The sequence below is a fragment of the Flintibacter hominis genome (genome assembly GCF_014287965.1).
GTDB lineage: Bacteria > Bacillota > Clostridia > Oscillospirales > Oscillospiraceae > Lawsonibacter > Lawsonibacter aceti.
Map to the genome: position 1 here is coordinate 1 of NZ_JACOPO010000022.1, position 2747 is coordinate 2747.

Consider the following 2747-nt stretch of genomic DNA (forward strand, 5'->3'; position numbering starts at 1 on the left):
GATATGGGTGCGACACGTTCCTTGATAACTGCATAAGCAGGAAACAAGGCATATACAAAACTTTTGTATAGAGAACTGATATTCCAAAGAGTGGAATGAGGGGGTAACGTCCCGAAACGCTCTCCTTAATACTCCTACATGCTGTGCTAACTGCTGAAATGCACAGTATGAAGCTAGGTGAAGTCGGCAGAGAGATACCGTAAGGCATGAAAATGCCACGAAAGCTGTCCAGCGGTGGGCGGTGTATCCTATATGCCGGAGGTCTATAAAATATCTATGGTGAGAATAACTTAGAGATAAGTTTGACGAACTTGTGAAAGTAAGGGTCTAAACGTAGCTTATGTAGAAATGCATAAACCGTGGTCACGGGGTATGTGGGGTAAAGTAAGAATCCATGTTATGAAATACCCTATTGTGTTACAGGCACAATCAAGCATACAGGCTCATAGCAAGCACCTACGGATATATGGACAGATAGGAATATCGGAACGTGGGAAGCTGTGAATACAAATGGTAAGGATTCAGCAGTCCGATGTTGTAGTGATAGAAAAAATCGAAAGCCAGTAGCAAATACTGGCAAGCCAACAGGCTTTCCGCTATCGGGATAATCTATCTTTATCACAGTGAAATCAGGGACACGAGCATTGATATTTCCTGTAATGGGAAAAGGAGCAACAGCCCCAAGACAGGATTTAGTTTCATCATTATTTCTAAATCTTTCAAGGTTCTTGTATGACTAATAGAAACCAAGTCCGAAAGGAGGCGGTTGACTTGACTGTCGATACGAACTTAGAGAGGCAACCAAAGCAGCAAAAACTGCGAAATGCCGAATATTACGATATGCAGGATGTTATGGATAAGCTATATGAAGAATCCTGTAAAGGAAAATCATTCCATAATCTAATGCATCTTATTACCAGTGAAAACAACATACTTTTAGCGTTCAGAAATATCAAAAACAACAAAGGCTCAATGACTAAGGGAACAGACGGCAAAACAATTACACAGTATAAAGGGTGGTCGGAAGAACAGTTTGTCAAATATTTTCAAAGTAAATTTGCAAACTATCACCCCAAAAGTGTACGCAGAACAGAAATTCCAAAGGTCGGGCAGCCTGATAAAATGCGTCCGTTAGGTATTCCCTGTATGGACGACAGGATTATACAGCAATGTATTATCCAAGTATTAGAACCGATATGTGAAGCAAGGTTCCATGCTCATAGTTATGGTTTTAGACCAAATAGGTCGGCAAGCCATGCCATTGCAAGGGCACAATCCCTGATGAATGTCAGCAAACTGCACTATGTTGTAGATGTTGATATAAAGGGATTCTTTGACAATGTAAATCATGGCAAGCTGCTCAAGCAAATGTGGACAGTGGGCATACGGGACAAAAGTCTAATCTGTATAATCGGAAAAATACTGAAATCTGAGATTGAGGGAATTGGCAGACCAGATAAAGGGACGCCACAGGGCGGTATCATCAGCCCGCTACTCTCAAACATTGTTCTGAACGAACTTGATTGGTGGTTGAGTGACCAATGGGAAACCAAAAGCACAAGATACCCCTATACGCACAGTCACAAATATGAAGCCTTAAAGAAGTCCAACCTCAAAGAATTTTTCTTCGTGCGTTACGCAGATGATTTTAAGATTCTATGTAGGGATTACAAAACAGCAAAAAAGATATTCATTGCTGTAAAGGAGTGGCTTTGGGAAAGACTGGGGCTTGAAATCAGCCCTGAAAAATCCAAAATCACAAATGTCCGCAAAAAGAAAACGGATTTTCTTGGCTTTGCATTGTATGTGACGAAAAAGAGTAAGAAGTATGTATCAAAAAGTAATATTTCGGAAAAAGCGAAAAAGGCAATGAAAACCAAACTCAAAGAGCAAATCAAAGTAATACAGCACGACACATCACCCCATCAGGTAAGTCAGTTGAATGCCATGATTCTTGGTATGCACAATTATTATAATACTGCCACAGGGTGCAGTCGTGATTTCCGAGAAATCAATTTCGTTGTCAGCAAGAGCCTAAAGCATAGGCTTAGAGTAAAAACCAAAAAGGCAAAGCGAAACAAAAATAGCAAATCGCCATTGCCTGAAAAAGTGCTAAAGTCCAGAACGTATCAGAAATTTTACGGCAGCTATGGCGGAAAGCCTAAAGTCGTGGCAGGTGTACAAATCTTCCCGATTTACGGTTGTAAGTTTGTTACTCCGAGAATGTTCACACGAGAGGTTAATAAATACACTCCACAAGGCAGACAGCTTATACACAAAAATCTGTCAACCGTTCACTCCCTTATCCAGTATCTATTGGAAACAAAGGAGTATGGAAAATCTGTGGAATATAACGATAACCGTATTTCACTTATGGCAGGACAAAACGGTAAATGTGCGGTAACAGGTGAAACACTCTGCATATTTGACATGGAATGCCATCATAAAAAGCCTAAAAAGCTGGGTGGTACGGACGAATATAGGAATCTTGTGTGGTTAAAATCCAACGTACATAAACTTATTCATGCTACTGAAGAAGATACGATTGCAAAATATCTTGACATTCTTAAACTTGATGACAAAGCACTGAAAAAGGTCAATTCTCTAAGGTTATCAGCAGAGAATTTAGAAATAGTAGTTAAAGCAAACTAAATTTTGTTGGAGCGCCGTGTGCGGGGAAACTCGCACGCACGGTGCGGAGTGGGGGAAAATTCGGAGATAACTTCAAAGAATTACCTATCACTATA

At 40.3% G+C, this 2747-nt stretch carries 1 protein-coding gene; it reads left to right on the plus strand.

Translation table 11 applies throughout. The features are described 5' to 3' along the window. Positions 1-771: 771 nt before the first annotated feature. Positions 772-2652 (plus strand): group II intron reverse transcriptase/maturase, encoded by a 1881-nt coding sequence (ltrA, locus tag H8S11_RS13620; protein ID WP_436233181.1) that lies wholly within the window; start codon positions 772-774, stop codon positions 2650-2652. The last annotated feature ends 95 nt before the right edge of the window (positions 2653-2747 follow it).